Here is a 522-nt window from a genome sequence, read left to right as displayed (position 1 = left end):
ATTAACGGGATACCAGTAACAACGATTACTGCTACGCCCAGAGCCACACCGAGCAGGCCAGTTTGCAGGATAACGTGCAGGTCGATTGTATTACCCAGCGCAAAGCCGAAGAACGGAATCAACGTTTTACCCATACCACCGAAGTATTCACGGAAATCAGGATCAAGATTACCGATTACATAACCCAGCAGGAAGGGCAGCACAGCACCGATGAATACATGAGGTTCAAATGATGCTACGCCAGCCGTACCCATAATAACCATAGTCATTAACGGGCCAGACTCAACAGACATCAGAACGAACGCCGACGCTTCTTCTTTAGTGCCATACTTCTGCATGATACCAGCATACAGACCACCATTGGTCATATCCATCGCTGCTACGAGAGCCAATGTGGACAGGCCAGCTAGTGCCCCTGTTGTGATACCGCCAGACGGCATAAGCCACATAGCAACTTTCGCTACGACGAATGCTGTCAGGATTTTAACTACTACCAGCGTACCAGATTTACGGAATACGGTG

Annotated in this window: 1 protein-coding gene; it reads right to left on the bottom strand. The window is 49.0% G+C overall.

Annotated elements, in window-relative coordinates; genetic code table 11:
- The coding region (locus N1032_RS27840) for a 2-keto-3-deoxygluconate permease (protein WP_259543979.1) at window positions 1-522 on the bottom strand (522 nt) is incomplete at both ends.

The organism is Herbiconiux daphne (genome assembly GCF_024979295.1).
In the GTDB taxonomy this organism is placed as follows: Bacteria; Actinomycetota; Actinomycetes; order Actinomycetales; family Microbacteriaceae; genus Herbiconiux; species Herbiconiux daphnes.
This window is presented reverse-complemented; position numbering and strand designations above follow the sequence as displayed.